Origin of the sequence: Bradyrhizobium diazoefficiens (assembly GCF_016616235.1) — a bacterium.
GTDB classification, from domain to species: Bacteria; Pseudomonadota; Alphaproteobacteria; order Rhizobiales; family Xanthobacteraceae; genus Bradyrhizobium; species Bradyrhizobium diazoefficiens_H.
Window position 1 is genome coordinate 5593446 of sequence record NZ_CP067100.1, and the last position, 14850, is coordinate 5608295.

Genomic DNA, 14850 nt, shown 5'->3' on the forward strand with positions numbered 1-14850 from the left:
GGCGGATTCAACCGGTCGTCGCAACAGCCGTTGTTTTTGACTCATGGGAGCAACGCGTCAAGCGCCTCTGCTGGCGTTTTCCAGCCCAGTGTTTTTCTCGGTCGGGCATTAAGGGCCGCTGCCACGGCGGAGATCTCGTCGACACTATGGAGGCTCAGGTCTGTGCCTTTCGGGAAGTATTGCCGCAATAGCCCATTGGTGTTTTCGTTGGTGCCGCGCTGCCAAGGGCTATGCGGATCGCAGAAGTAGACTTGGATACCCGCATCGATCTTGAGACGATCATGCTGAGCCATTTCGGCCCCCTGATCCCAGGTCAGCGAACGACGCAGTTCTTCGGGCAAAGTGATGATGGTGCGTGCGATTGCGTCGCGCACGGCTTCGGCCCCGTGCCCTGCGAGCGCAGGCCCGTTCTTCGCGCGCGGAGCTTCGCCATGTCCCGCCAACCGGGGAAGGTGCAACAACATCGTGAAGCGCGTGGTCCGCTCGACCAGCGTGCCGATCGCCGAGCTGCCAAGCCCGAGGATAAGGTCCCCCTCCCAATGTCCCGGCACGGCTCGATCGGCCGCTTCGGCAGGGCGCTCACTGATCATGATCTCGGAAGGAATGAAGCTCCTGCCTTTACGGGCGCGCGCCCTTGGCATCCGCAGCGCCCGCCCGGTGCGCAAGCAGGCCGTCAGTTCGCGGCGCAAAGCTCCTCGACCCTGCACGTAAAGTGCCTGATAGATCGCCTCGTGACTGATGCGCATCGTCTCATCCTCGGGAAAGTCGAGCCGAAGTCGCCGAGAAATCTGTTCCGGGCTCCATGCCCTCGCCCAGCGCCGGTTCTGCCGATGCACGGCCCGGCGCCCCTTCCACACGACCTTCGGGCCAACGAGGGGCTCTCCATTCGGCTTGGCGATCATACCGGCAAGCCTGTCTTGCACATAGTCCCGCAGAGCCGGATTGATTGCCAACTTCGCCGACTTGGGTCTCCGGGCGGACCGATCAGCGTGCCATTGTGCCGTGGTCGCTCGGTACTCTGGAGCACCGTGGCGGCGCGCCACGTTCCGCCGAAGTTCACGAGAGATCGTGGATGGAGGCCGATCGAGCCGACGAGCGATCGCTCGCACCCCATGCCCCTGCGCGTGCAAGATGGCGATCTCCTCACGCTCGGCGAACGAGAGGTAGCGCCCTGATAGAGGTCTTGACGACTGCGACAAATGTGTTGGCGGCATGCCGCCCGCCTCCCGGAACCAGCGTACTCCGACCGCCGGCGATACCCCGGCGTCAACCGCAGCATCCTCGCTCGAGCGCCCCGAAGCAATCGCAGTCCAGAACGGCTTACGATTCTCTCGAAGAACCTGCCGACGCCGACCTGACAATCGCTGGATTGCCTGCACACCCTGATCAGAACGCCGACTGCATCTGTTCATCGCAACATCCTTTGCTGAGGTGTTGCGACGACCAGTTGAATCCGCCCTGGATCGCCCGATTAAATCGGGCGATGACAGCGGAGATTGACGGGCGCACCGAAACTTCCACACCATTCAAACGACATTCAAACGCCCTCGCGAAAATTCCATCGCGTGGCATGGCTCGCGTGAGAAAATACGCGCTCGCACTTTCGCGGCGCTGCGACTATTCTTGCGGCCAACACGGTTTCAGCGCCCCCGGGAGGAACAATGACAAAGCACACCTACATTCCGCGCACCACCAACTACACGCTCAATCCCGGCGACGAGCTCAACGACCTCCGCATGTCGGACCAGGTCCGGCCGCTCTACGATCACGTCAGGAAATTCATCCGCGACACCGTCGAGCCGATGTCGATCGAGTTCGCCAAGGCCGGCGAAGGCAAGGAAGACCGCTGGAGCTTCACGCCGAAGCAGCTCGAGGTGCTGGAGAAGGCCAAGAACAAGGCCAAGCAGGAAGGCCTCTGGAATTTCTTTCTGCCGGATGACGAGACCGGCCAGGGCCTGAAGAATCTCGACTATGCCTACATCGCATCCGAGCTCGGCAAGAGCCCGCTGGCCTCCGAGACTATGAACTGCTCGGCGCCGGACACCGGCAACATGGAGGTGCTGGAGCGCGTCGGCACCAAGGAGCAGAAGGAGAAGTGGCTGAAGCCGCTGCTCAACGGCGAGATCCGCTCGGCCTATGTCATGACCGAACCGAACGTCGCCTCCTCCGACGCCAAGAACATCTCGACCACCGCAAAACTCGTCGGCGACGAATGGGTCATCAATGGCGAGAAGTATTACATCTCGGGTCTCGGCGATCCCCGCTGCAAGATCCTGATCGTGATGGTCAAGACCAATCCGGATGCGGCGCCGAGCAAGCAGCAGTCGCAGATCCTGGTGCCGCGCGACACGCCCGGCGTCGAGGTGCTCGGCCCCATGTATGTGTTCGGCCAGGACCACGCCCCGCGCGGCCACATGCACATGCGCTTCAACAATGTCCGGGTGCCGAAGGAGAACATCCTGCTCGGCGAGGGCCGTGGCTTCGAGATCTCGCAGCTCCGGCTCGGACCGGGCCGCATCCATCACTGCATGCGCACCATCGGCAAGGCCGAGAAGGCGCTGGATTTGATGGTGCAGCGGGGCCTCACCCGCGAAGCCTTCGGCAAGAAGATCGCCCATCTCGGCGGCAACATGCAGATCATCGCGCAGGCGCGCTGCGAGATCGAGGCGATGCGGCTGATGGTCTTGAAGGCGGCCAAGGCGATGGACGTGCTCGGCAACAAGGAGGCCCGCGTCTGGGTCTCGATGGTCAAGGCCATGGTGCCGGAGCGCGCCTGCAAAATCATCGACCAGGCGATCCAGATGCACGGCGCCACCGGCATCTCGCATTGGACCCCGCTCGCCGAGATGTACCAGGACGTGCGCCATCTGCGCTTCGCCGACGGTCCGGACGAGGTGCACTGGATGGTGGTCGGCCGCCACGAGCTGAGCATGGCGTAAGGTCGGTCTTCGCCCTCTCCCCGTTCTTACGGGGAGAGGATTGGGGTGAGGGAGCTCTCACCACCCGCGAGATTTGTCGAAAGACCTGTACCCCCTCACCCGGATCGCAAGAGCGATCCGACCTCTCCCCGCACGCGGGGAGAGGTGAAGAAGCACCGCCCTAAGACGCCGGTGCGATCTTGTCCTGCGTCTTCGTCTCGAAGTCGCTGGCGTCGTGGCGCTCGTGGAGCTGGCTGGCGGGATCGCCGGAGACCCGATTGACCATGCGGCCACGCTTCACCGCGGGACGCTTGGCGATCTGGTCCGTCCAGCGCTGCACGTTCTTGTAGTCCTGCACCGACAAGAATTCGCCGGCGCCGTAGACCAGCCCCTTGGCGAGCGCTCCGTACCAGGGCCACACCGCCATGTCGGCGATCGTGTACTCCTTGCCCGCGAGGTATTCGTTGTCGGCGAGGCGACGATCGAGCACGTCGAGCTGGCGCTTGACCTCCATCGCGAAGCGGTCGATGGCGTATTCGATCTTGAATGGCGCATAGGCGTAGAAGTGGCCGAAACCACCGCCGAGATAGGGCGCGCTGCCCATCTGCCAGAACAGCCACGACATCGCTTCGGTACGCGTCTTGATGTCCTTCGGCAGGAAGGCGCCGAACTTCTCGGCGAGATAAAACAGGATCGAGCCGGATTCGAACACCCGGATCGGCTCCGGGCCGGAGCGATCCATCAGCGCCGGGATTTTCGAGTTCGGGTTGATGTCGACAAAGCCGCTGCCGAACTGGTCGCCATTGCCGATCCTGATCAGCCAGGCGTCGTATTCGGCCCTCTTGTGGCCGAGCGCCAGAAGCTCCTCCAGCATCACCGTGACCTTCACCCCGTTCGGCGTCGCCAGCGAGTAGAGCTGAAGCGGATGCTTGCCGACCGGCAGCTCCTTGTCGTGAGTGGGGCCGGCAATGGGCCGGTTGATGCTGGCGAACTGGCCGCCGTTCTCCTTGTTCCAGGTCCAGACCTTGGGCGGCTCGTAAGCGGGGGCGTCGGTCATGCGGGGCTCCGGCAAAAAAGATGCGCATGCATTAATTAGCCTGCGGACCGCCGATGGCAAGCCCTGCCGGCCCTGCGTCCGGCGCGGGCCTCAGCGCCACGTCATGCATCCGGCCTAGCCCGTCACCGCCTTGAGCGGCTGAGCCTCGGCCTCCATCACGAATCCCTCATATCCCTTCGCCGCGACCTCGTCGCAGATCCGGCGGTAGACGCCGACGCCGCCGATATAAGGCATGAAGATGCGCGGCTTGCCCGGGATGTTGGCCCCCATGTACCAGGAATTGGCCTGCGGATAGAGCGTGCCGTGGGCGACCTCGTTGACATGGGCGACCCATTGCTCCTCGGCGTCTCGGCCCGCCTCGATGGTGGCAAGGCCCTGCCCGCGCATGTGGACGAGGCAGTCGGCGATCCAGTCGACATGCTGCTCGATCGAGACGATCATGTTCGAGAGCACCGACGGACTGCCGGGACCGGTGATGATGAAGAGATTGGGAAAACCGGCGCTCATCAGCCCGAGATAGGTCTTCGGGCCCTCTGCCCATTTCTGGTTCAGCGTCCGCCCGCCGCGGCCATGAATGTCGATCTTCGCGACCGAGCCGGTCATGGCGTCGAAGCCGGTCGCCATCACCAGCGCATCGACCTCGTGATCTTTGCCTGCGACACGCACCGCATTCGCGGTGATCTCCTCGATCGGATCGGTCTTGATGTCGACCAGCGAGACATTCGGCCGGTTGAAGGTGGCGAAGTAATCCGTGTCGATGCAGATCCGCTTGGTGCCGATCGGATGGCTGTTGGGCTGGAGCAGCTTTGCCGTCGCGGGATCCTTCACGATCTCGGCGATCTTGCCGCGGACGTAGTTGGCCGCGGTGTCGTTCGCGGTGCGATCGAGACCGAGATTGTTGTAGACGTACATGAACGTCAGCCCGCCGCGCTCCCAGCGCGCTTCGTACTTCGAACGCCTGACCTCCTCGACGTCGTCAAGCGCGCCGCGATCCGGCTGCTCGGCATAGATGCCGTTGCGCGCGACCTCGCGGGCGAGGCGGCGGATTTCCGGATAGTTCTTGCGGAACGCATCGCGCTCCGCGGCGGTGAGCGCCGCATTGCGGGCGGGGATCGAGAAGTTCGCCGTGCGCTGAAACACGGTGAGATGCTTCGCTTGTTCGGCGATGATGGGCGCCGACTGGATGCCTGACGACCCCGTGCCGATGAGACCGACGCGCAGGCCGGTGAAGTCGACGTCTTCATACGGCCAGTTGCCGGTGTGGTAGACAGGGCCTTTGAAGTTTTCGAGGCCCTTGATGTCGGGCTTGCGCGCATTGGAGAGGCAGCCGGTGGCGAGCACGACGAACTGCGCCTGAACCGTCTTGCCGTCGGACGTAGTCACCGACCAGATGTTCGCGCGTTCGTCGAACGCGGCGTGCTCGACGCGGGTGTTGAACTGGATGTCGCGGCGCAGGTCAAAACGGTCGGCGACGTGGTTGGCGTATTTCAGGATCTCTGGTTGCGGCGCGTAGCGTTCGCTCCAGTCCCATTCCTGCTGGAGCTCTTCCGAGAACGAATAGGAATACTGCATGCTCTCGACGTCGCAGCGCGCGCCGGGATAGCGGTTCCAGTACCAGGTGCCGCCGACGCCGCCGCCCTGCTCATAGACGCGCGCCGAGACGCCGAGCCCGCGCAACCGGTGCAGCATGTACAGGCCGGCAAAGCCCGCGCCGACGATGACCACGTCGTAGGCTTCCGCAGTCTGAACCGGACTCGCTTGCGCTGGCGACATCGGTTGGCGCTCCCTGATTATTTTCTGTTGTTGTGAGCCAGCATTCTCTCAAGGATGCGAAAGCGCAAGAGGCAAATCGGCAGACTGTGGCCTGCTTATTTTGTGCAGCGGAATGGCTGGTGACGGCGCGGCGTCTACACGCAAGATGCACGGGCGAATCCGGCATGGCATCGCAGGTGGCAATGCGTTAGCGTCAAACAATCATCGCACGCCAAGCAACAACAGCAACGAACGCCGCCGCCGGGAGAGGACCATGAAATCGCCGATCTGCGACATGCTGGACATCGAATTCCCGCTGCTCGCCTTCAGCCATTGCCGCGATGTCGTTGCCGCGGTCAGCCGCGCCGGCGGCTTTGGCGTGCTCGGCGCCACTGCGCATACGCCGGACACGCTCGAACGCGAGCTGAAATGGATCGACGAGCACGTCGACGGCAAGCCCTACGGCATCGACGTGCTGATCCCGGAAAACATCTCGACCGCGGGCGAGAAGGACGTCACCTGGAAGAGCCTGGAAGCGCGCGTGCCGCAGCAGCACCGCGCCTACACGCGCGATCTCCTGAAGAAATACGACATCGAGCTGACCACCACTGATGTCGCCGACAACCAGCCGCAGCCGTTCGATGCCAAGACGGCGCTGGAGCTGCTCGAGGTCTCCTTCAATCATCCGATCCGGCTGATCGCCAATGCGCTCGGCGTACCGCCGAAGGCGATGATCGAGATGGGCAAGACCCACGGCGTGCCGGTCGCAGCCCTCGTCGGCGCCAAGGAGCACGCGCTGCGCCAGGTCGCGGCCGGGGTCGATATCCTCGTGGTGCAGGGCACCGAAGCCGGCGGCCATTGCGGCGAGGTCTCGACCATGGTGCTGGTGCCGGAGGTGATCAAGGCGATCAAGAATATCCGCGACGTGCCGGTGCTGGCGGCCGGCGGCATCATGACGGGCCGGCAGATGGCCGCCTGCATGGCGATGGGTGCGGCGGGCGCATGGACCGGCTCGGTGTGGCTCGCCACGGTCGAAGCCGAGACCAGCGAGATCTTTCGCGAGAAGATGATCGCGGCCTCCTCGCGCGACGCGATCCGCTCGAAGGGACGCACCGGAAAGCCGGCGCGGCAATTGCGCTCGGTCTGGACCGACGCCTGGGACCGCGCGCCGGAAAGTCCTGGCGCATTGCCGATGCCGCTGCAAAGCATCATCAGCCGCGATGCCTTCAACTCCATCGACCGCGCCGCGGCGAGCGGCAACGCCAAGGCGCGCGATCTCGTCAGTTATTTCGTCGGCCAAGGCGTCGGCCTGATCGACAGCGTGAAGTCGGCCGGCGCGGTGGTGCAGGAGTTCAAGGAAGAGTTCGCCGAAGCCGTCGAGCACATGAATGCACTGGTGGCGGAGTGATGGTGCTCGACCTCCATGGTGAGGCACGCAAGCGCCATCTCGAACCATGAAGGCCCGACTGCTTCCCGGCGGCCATCCTTCGAGACGACCGCTTCGCGGTCTCCTCAGGAGGAGGTCTGTGAATTGTTGAGAGAATGAAGAAGCAAGAACAATGACAGCTATTTCCCCCGACCGCATCCCCGTCATCGTCGGGATCGGCGAGATCGTCGACCGCCCCAAGGAGATCATCGAGGGCCTCGAGCCGCTCGACCTGCTCGAACAGGCGCTGCGACGTGCGGAACAAGACGCCGGCGCAAAGCTGCTCGGCGAGGTGCAGTCGCTCGACGTCGTCAACTTCCTGAGCTGGCGCTATCGCGATCCGGAAAAGCTTTTGGCGCAGCGCCTCGGCATCTCGCCGGCGCATTGCTATTACGGCCCGGTCGGAGGCGAGAGTCCGATCCGCTATATCCACGAGGCGGCCAAGCGCATTGCGCGCGGCGAGTGCACGGTCGCGGCGGTCTGCGGCGCGGAGGCGCAGTCGACTGCGACCAAGGCCGAGCGCGCCGGCGCGAAACTGCCGTGGACGCCGTTCGCCCATGACGTCGAGGAGCCCAAGCGTGGCGCGGCATTCCAGAAGCCGCTGGCGGTGAAGCTCGGTGTGTTCCGCCCCGTCACGGTCTATCCATTCTATGAAGCCGCATCATCCGCGCATTGGGGCCAAACGCCGCGTGAAGCGATGGCGGAATCGGGGACGCTGTGGTCGCGCTATTCGGAGGCCGCCGCGCAAAACCCCAATGCCTGGCTGAAGCGGCGTCACGCGCCGGAGGAGATCACGACGCCGACCGCGGACAACCGGCTGATCGCCTGGCCCTACAACAAGCTGATGGTCGCCAACCCCAGCGTCAACATGGGCGGCGCACTGCTGCTGACGAGCCTTGCCAAGGCGCGTGCACTCGGCATTGCGGAGCACAAGCTGGTTTATCCGCTCGGCGGTGCCTCGGCCGAGGAGCCGCGCGATTATCTCTTGCGCGACCAGTTCTACGAGAGCCATCCGCAGAACGCCGTGCTCACGAGCGCAATGAATCTTGCCGGCGGCGACGGCAAGACGTTCGACGCGATAGAGCTCTACAGCTGCTTCCCCTGCGTGCCCAAGATGGCGCGGCGGACGCTCGGCCTTTCCCCCGACGTGCAGCCGACCGTGACCGGCGGGCTCACCTTCTTCGGCGCGCCGCTCAACACCTACATGACCCATGCGGCCTGCGCGATGGTGCGGCGGGTGCGCGATGGCGCAAAAGTCGGCCTGCTCTACGGCCAGGGCGGATTCGTCACCAAGCATCACGCGCTGGTGGTGGCGAAGACGCCGCCGCGCAAAGCGCTGGCCCAGGAGACGAGCGTGCAAGCCGAAGCCGACCGCAATAAGCGCGCCGTGCCGGAGTTCGTCACGGAGGCCTCAGGCAAGGGCAAGGTCGAGAGCTTTACCGTGCTCTACGGCCGCGGCGGCGATGTCGAGCATGGCGTGGTGATGCTGCGGACGGAAGATGACCGGCGCACACTGGGACGGATTCCGGCGCGAGATGCGACGACCCTGGCGCATCTGCTGAACATGGACAGGACGCCGGTGGGATCGCTCGGCGAGATCACGATGGCCGCCGATGGCGTGCCGGAGTGGCGGGTGAGTTGATCTCCCTCTCCCCGTTCTTACGGGGAGAGGGCTGGGGTCATGGGCGCTAGGTTATGCGTTTGTGTAGATAGTCGCATTGTTTTCTGCGCCGGCGTGGCGGTTCGCAGAAGTGCCGGCGGGCTCGGGTGAAGAGATTACAGAAAGCCTGCCAGAGAAGTGGTCCACGAATGGCGGCACGAACGGTCGCCAGGGCGATCTTCATGAGGCGCCAACGCGATGGGCTTGCTTGTGGTGGTTCCGAACTCAGAGGGGAAAGAGTCCGGGACTTGCCCGGCGATCTGTTCAGCGATGATGGCGACGATCAGTCTGGCGTAGATCCACGCCCGCGCAAGTTCAGGCTTCTTGGCTGGCAGCATGTCGAGCCCGGCTAAGCTCTTGAACCGCTTGAATGCCAGCTCGATCTGCCAGCGGAAGCGATAGAGGGCGAGGACATCGGCCGGTGGGAAGGTGGCGACTGGCAGCGAGGTAAGGAGAAGAATGTACTTCGCCGCCTCGAGACTGCGTGGATCGGGTTGCTTGCCGCGCTTCTTGGCATCCTTGAGCAGGCGCTTTCGCTCGGTTTCGGCCTGCTCCGGCGGCTTGCGTCGCACGACGAGGCGCAGGATCAGCGGCTCCGGCGGTGGAGTCTTTGTCTGGCCCTCGTGGACGCGAACTTGCAGCTCGCTTTCCTGTTCCGACTGAGCCGCGAGAGCGGCAAACAGATCAAAGGGCTCGCCATTGGCCTGCAACAGGCGCAACGAGTTCCAGCCAGTCCGCACGATGAAGTCTGCACCGGCTTCGATCACCGGCCGCAGATCGCGCGGCCTCGCATAATAGCGGTCGCCCAGCACGATATCGCCGTGTGCGTAGGTGAGGCGCTGAAGATTCTCCGCGCCATGCACGTCGGTTAGCTCAAGCTGATCAACCTGACCCGTTGCCAGATCGTAGCCGACGTGCAGCCGCCACGTCGTACGGTCAGCTCCCGGTTCGCAGATCGAGGTTCCGTCGAGTGCACGCAGGCGATACCCAACCCAGCTCCCCGCCGTCATTTTGGCCTGTTCGGCGATCAGCGCAGCCACAATGTCACCAAGCCAGGGCGCGGCTTTACACAGCCGATCGAGCAGTGATGGATCGGACAAACGGACGATGCCGCCGGCTTCCGCCCACACACACGTCTCACGCAGCGACATGCCCAAGCCGCCATAGGCAAGCGCCAACCGCAACAGCGTCTCGGCGTTCTTAATCTCCCGCGCCCGGGTAAAGGCTCCGCGTAACCGCGCCGTGGCTTCCAGGTCGAAGCCTCCCGGAAGTCGCGCACTCACCTCCGGCCAATGATCCAGAATCTCAGGACGAATCTTCATCCCAAGTTTGAATCATATCGAGATTCTTCGTGTCCAGAGCTAAACCTAGCGCCTATGAGGGCTGGGGTGAGGGACTGGCTCGGCAGACACGGTCAGAGCTGAGTTCGCGGAAAGTCCCCCTCACCCCGGATCGCATCTCGATGCGATCCGACCTCTCCCCGCAAGCGGGGAGAGGTGAAGAAAACCTACCCCTTCGGCGCCTGCTTCTCGGACGCCGTCGCCGGCTTGCCCTTGGCGCCGGCGCCAACCACACGCACCGTATCGCCGTCGGAGAGGCCGTCCGGCGGGGCGGTGATGACGCGGTCATCAGGGGTAATGCCCGAGGCGAGCTCGATCTCGCGGCCGAGGTCGCGGGCGATGGTCACGGTCTTGAACAGCACCTTGTCGTCGGCGCCGACGGTCGCGACGCGCAGGCCGCTGCCGTTGAAGATCAGCGCGCTGGCGGGAATGCTGAGCGGCGCGGAATCGCGCTGGAGGTTCAGCTTCACGCTGGCATAGCCGCCGGGCATCAGCTCGCCGGAGGAGTTGTCGAGACCGAGCTGCATGCGCGTGGTGCCGGAGGCGACGTCGACGGCTTGGGAGGACGCTTCCACTGTGGCCTGGAAGGTCCGGTTCGGGTATTCCGGCAGCGTGATGGTAGCCTTGGCGCCGATCTTGATCGCCGGCACGTAGTTCTGCGGCACGTTGACATAGACGCGCAGCTTGGTGATGTCGGACACCACGAACATCGCCGGCCCCGAGCCGCCGCCGGCATTGATCAGCGCGCCGACGTCGGTGTCGCGCGAGGTCACCACACCGTCGAACGGCACCGTGATCTTCTTGTAGCCGGCCAGCGCTTCGAGCCGCTCGACATTGGCCTGGCCGGACTTGACCGCGGCATTCTTGTTGGAGAGGTCGGCGGTGCGCTCGTCGATCTCCTGCGCGGAGACGAAGTTGGAGGCGACCAACGTCTTGCGGCGGTTGAGGGTGGCTTCCGACAGCCTCGCGCTGGCCTGCTGGCTGGCGAGGTCGGCGCGAGCCTGGAGCAGCTGCTGGTCGAGGTCTGGCGCCTCGATCTCGGCGATCACCTGGCCTGCCTTGACGCGGGCGCCAATATCGGCGCTCCAGCTTTTGAGATAGCCGGAGACGCGGGCGAAGATCGGGGCCCGGTAATAGGCCTCCAGCCGGCCCGGCAGATCGAGGGTGGCGTTGAGGGATTTTGCATTCGGCGAGGTCACCGCCACGCTCGGAACGGCCTGGTCGTCGGTCCATTGCTTCAGCTTGGATCCCTGCTCCTCGCGGGCACGAATGCCGGTGCCGACCACGAGGCCTGCCGCAATCAGCGCCACCACGCCGAAGATGCCCAGTTTCCGGTGCGACACCGGCGAGCGGGGTTCAGTGGGCGACATGCACGGTCTCCAATGGGGCGGCGGCTTTGGCGCCTTGTTTCTTGTGTACCATACTGAACACCACGGGAACAAACATCAGCGTGGCGAAAGTTGCAAAAATCAGGCCGCCGATCACGGCGCGGCCAAGCGGCGCGTTCTGCTCACCGCCCTCGCCCAGCCCCAGGGCCATCGGCGCCATGCCGATGATCATGGCGAGCGCGGTCATCAGCACCGGACGGAACCGGACGAAGCCGGCTTCGAGCGCGGCCGCGATGGGATCGCCGAGCTCCTCGTAGCGCTCGCGGGCAAAGGAGATCACCAGCACGCTGTTGGCCGTGGCAACGCCCATGCACATGATGGCGCCGGTGAGCGCCGGCACCGACAGCGTCGTCTGAGTGGTGAACAGCATCCAGACAATGCCGGCAAGCGCCGCCGGCAGCGCGGTGATGATCACGAACGGATCGGACCAGGACTGGAAGTTCACGACGATCAGGAAATAGATCAGCACGACGGCGCCGAGCAGGCCGAACAGGAGGCCGGTGAAGGCGCTGTTCATGGTCTGCACCTGGCCGAGCAGCACCACGGAGGAGCCCTTCGGCACCTCCTTGGCGGTGTCTGCGATCACCTGGCGGATGTCGGCGGCGACCGCACCGAGGTCGCGCCCGGAGGTCGTGGCAAAAATCTGCACCATCGACTGGATGTCGTATTGCGAGACCACCGCGCTCGAGGTCGAGCGCTTGATGTCGGCGATGCCGCCGAGGATCGGCGACTGCGCATTGCCGGCCGCCGTGATCGGCAGCGTCTGCAGCGCGCTGAGCGAATCGATCTGGTATTGCGGCGTCTGCATCACGATCGAGTAGGACACGCCGTTGTCAGGGTTGAGATAGTATGTCGGCGCGACCTGCGAGGAGCCGGCGAGGTTGACCACGAGACTGTTGGTGACGTCGCGCTCGGTCAGGCCGACATATTGCGCGCGGGTGCGGTCGACATCGATGTTGAAGGTCGGGCTGTTCGGCGACTGCTGGATGCGCGCATCGGCAACGCCCGGAATCTTGCGCACCTTGGCCAGCAGGCTGTTGGCGTAGGCGAAGTTGGCGCTAATGTTGGCGCCGCGAATTTGCAGGTCGATCGGCGCCGGCGCGCCGAAATTCAGGATCTGGCTGACGATGTCTGCGGGGAGGAAGGCGAAGCTGACGCCGGGGAACAGCCGCGGCAGCTGCTCACGCAGCACCTTTACGTGCTCTTCGGTCGGCTTGTGACCTTCCTTCAGCTTGATCTGGATGTCGCCGTCCTGCGGGCCGATCACGCCGGTGTTGTTGTAGGTCATGTTGATGCCGGAGATCGGCATGCCGATGTTGTCGGTCATGGTGTCGATCTCGCCCGGGATCAGCTTGCGCACTGCCTTCTGGACGTCGGCGAGCTGGTTGGCGGTCTCCTCGACACGGGTGCCGACCTGGGTGCGGACGTGCATCAGGATGTTGCCGGCGTCGACCGCGGGGAAGAAGTTGCGGCCGAGAAACGGCACCAGCGCAAAGGACGCGCCGACCACGCAGAGGAAGCCGATTACGAACACCGCGCGATGCGCCAGCGCGAGGCCGAGCAAGCCGCGATAGAAACCGCGAATGCGCTCGAACCGGGCCTCGAAGCCACGCTGGAACCAGACCAGCGGATTGCGCGACTTCGGCGGGCCGCCTTCGTGATGGACGTGCGCATGCAGGAGATAGTTCGCCATGGTCGGCACCAGCGTGCGCGACAGGATGAACGACCAGATCATCGCGAACATCACCGCTTCGGCCATCGGCACGAACAGGAAGCGCGCGACGCCGGTGAGGAAGAACATCGGCACGAACACGATGCAGATGCAGAGCAGCGACACGAAGGCCGGCGTCACGATCTGGTTGGCGCCGTCGAGGATCGACTGCTCGACCGGCTTGCCCTGCTCCAGATGGTAATTGATGTTCTCGATCGTCACGGTGGCGTCGTCGACGAGGATGCCGACGGCGAGCGCAAGACCACCGAGCGTCATGATGTTCAGCGTCTCGCCGATCGCCGACAGCATGATGATGGCTCCTAACACGGAGAGCGGGATCGAGACCGCAATGATGACGGTCGAACGCCAGCTGCCGAGGAACAAGAGGATCATGACGCTGGTGAGCAGCGCCGCAATCACGCCCTCGAAAGCGACGCCTTCGATCGCGCCACGGACGAACACCGACTGGTCGCCGATGAAGCCGATCTTCAGCGCGTCCGGCAGCTGGTCCTTGACGTCGATCACCTTCTGCTTGATGCCGGCGATGATATCGAGCGTCGAGGTCGCGCCCGCCTTCAGCACCATCATCAGCACCGAGCGGTTGCCGTCGACATGGACGATGTTGGTCTGCGGCGGATTGCCGTCACGCACGCTCGCGACGTCGCGCACATAGACCATGGCGCCGTTGACGGTCTTGATCGGCAGATTGCCGAGCTCGTCGATCCGAAGCGGCGAGTTATTGAGCTGGATGTTGTATTCGAACTGGCCGATCTTCTGGGTGCCGACGGGCGTGATCAGGTTTTGCGCCGCGAGCGCATTGGCGACGTCCTGGCCGGACAGGCCGCGGGCCTGCAGCGCGGTGGGATCGAGGTCGATCTGAACCTGGCGCTGCTTGCCGCCGAACGGATACGGGATCGCGGCGCCCGGCACGGTGACGAGCGGCGTGCGGAGCTGGTTGATGCCGATGTCGGCGAGATTCTGTTCGGTGAGGCCTTCGCCCGACAGCGCCACCTGGATGATCGGCACCGTGGATGCCGAATAGTTCAGGATCAAGGGCGGCGTTGCGCCCGGCGGCATCTGCTTCAGCAGAGTCTGCGAGATCGCGGTGACCTGCGCATTGGCGGTGCGGATGTCGACGTTCGGCTGGAAGAAGATCTTGATGATGCCGAAGCCGTTATAGGAGTTGGCGGCGATGTGCTCGATGTCGTTGACCGTCGTCGTCAGTGCGCGCTGGAACGGCGTCGTGATGCGGCCGGACATCTGGTCGGGCGGCAGGCCGGTGTACTGCCAGACCACGCCGATCACGGGGATGCGGATATCAGGGAAGATGTCGGTCGGCGTCCGCACCGCTGCCAGCGGTCCGATGATCAGCAGCAGCAGCGCGAGCACGACAAACGTGTAGGGTCGGCTCAGGGCAATCCGGACCAGAGCAATCATTCGTCAGGCAATTCCAATACGGGGACAGGGAACACGCCCCACGGTTTCCCTCGGCCGATTTACCTGAACACCGCGGAAATGGCCAACGACAGCGCCTCACGCGCGGTCACTTCCCTGCTATCGCACTGCGAAATCGCATTCCAGATATGCAGCCCGCGTCC

General features: G+C 64.2%; 8 protein-coding genes and 1 pseudogene. 3 read left to right on the plus strand and 6 right to left on the minus strand.

Translation table 11 applies throughout. The annotated features are described in order from the left end of the window. Positions 1-7 precede the first annotated feature (7 nt). Positions 8-1412 (minus strand): annotated as a pseudogene (locus tag JJB99_RS26640) (IS30 family transposase). Between the two features lie 249 nt (positions 1413-1661). Here JJB99_RS26640 and JJB99_RS26645 point away from each other — a divergent pair. Further along, entirely contained in the window at positions 1662-2939 is a 1278-nt protein-coding gene (locus JJB99_RS26645) for an acyl-CoA dehydrogenase family protein (RefSeq protein ID WP_200495221.1), read from the plus strand. Between the two features lie 160 nt (positions 2940-3099). On the opposite strand, the gene yghU is transcribed toward JJB99_RS26645, so the two are convergent. Continuing rightward, on the minus strand, positions 3100-3975 hold the full coding sequence (gene yghU / locus JJB99_RS26650) for a glutathione-dependent disulfide-bond oxidoreductase (protein WP_200495222.1): 876 nt from the start codon (positions 3973-3975) through the stop codon (positions 3100-3102). Positions 3976-4089: 114 nt separating this feature from the next. Beyond that, positions 4090-5748 carry a flavin-containing monooxygenase gene (locus JJB99_RS26655; protein ID WP_200495223.1) on the minus strand — a complete coding sequence of 553 codons (1659 nt, stop codon included), beginning with the start codon at positions 5746-5748 and terminating at the stop codon, positions 4090-4092. A gap of 253 nt (positions 5749-6001) precedes the next feature. On the opposite strand from JJB99_RS26655, the gene JJB99_RS26660 reads away from it, so the two are divergent. Continuing rightward, entirely contained in the window at positions 6002-7135 is a 1134-nt protein-coding gene (locus JJB99_RS26660) for a nitronate monooxygenase (protein ID WP_200495224.1), read from the plus strand. Between the two features lie 151 nt (positions 7136-7286). Continuing rightward, positions 7287-8795, plus strand: a complete 1509-nt coding sequence (locus JJB99_RS26665) for an acetyl-CoA acetyltransferase (protein WP_200495225.1) — start codon at positions 7287-7289, stop codon at positions 8793-8795. Positions 8796-8929: 134 nt separating this feature from the next. Here the strand turns inward: JJB99_RS26665 and JJB99_RS26670 are convergent, their stop codons facing one another. From JJB99_RS26670 to JJB99_RS26680, 3 genes are all read right to left on the minus strand, one after another. Further along, positions 8930-10135, minus strand: a complete 1206-nt coding sequence (locus tag JJB99_RS26670) for an IS4 family transposase (protein WP_200495226.1) — start codon at positions 10133-10135, stop codon at positions 8930-8932. 185 nt (positions 10136-10320) lie between these two features. Next, positions 10321-11523, minus strand: a complete 1203-nt coding sequence (locus tag JJB99_RS26675) for an efflux RND transporter periplasmic adaptor subunit (RefSeq protein ID WP_200495227.1) — start codon at positions 11521-11523, stop codon at positions 10321-10323. Beyond that, positions 11510-14689 (minus strand): efflux RND transporter permease subunit, encoded by a 3180-nt coding sequence (locus tag JJB99_RS26680; RefSeq protein ID WP_200495228.1) that lies wholly within the window; start codon positions 14687-14689, stop codon positions 11510-11512. The genes JJB99_RS26675 and JJB99_RS26680 overlap by 14 nt, the downstream gene beginning before the upstream one ends. Positions 14690-14850 lie beyond the last annotated feature (161 nt).